This window comes from Vibrio crassostreae 9ZC13 (assembly GCF_000272045.2).
Lineage (GTDB): Bacteria > Pseudomonadota > Gammaproteobacteria > Enterobacterales > Vibrionaceae > Vibrio > Vibrio crassostreae_C.
In genome coordinates this window covers 89,389-89,644 of record NZ_AJYZ02000041.1, presented here as the reverse complement: position 1 = coordinate 89,644, position 256 = coordinate 89,389, and the positions used below count along the sequence as shown (strand labels likewise).

1 tRNA gene is annotated in these 256 nt (G+C 43.8%); it reads right to left on the bottom strand.

From position 1 onward, the window contains the following. Positions 1 to 119: 119 nt before the first annotated feature. A tRNA-Arg gene (locus A136_RS14880) sits at positions 120 to 196 on the bottom strand. Positions 197 to 256: the final 60 nt, after the last annotated feature.

Below are 256 nucleotides of genomic sequence, written 5' to 3'. Positions count from 1 at the left end.
GTTCGTAGCCAGGTACTCTATCCAGCTGAGCTAAGAGCGCACGGTTTTAGTATCAATTCGTTGTAAACAACAACTCAATACAAGGATTTCTGTTCTTATAAGAAAGAAGCCCTAAATAGTGGCGCGTCCTGGAGGATTCGAACCTCCGACCGCCTGGTTCGTAGCCAGGTACTCTATCCAGCTGAGCTAAGAGCGCACGGTTTTAGTATCAACTTAGTCAATACAAGGACTTTCATTCTTAAAAGAAATAAACCCT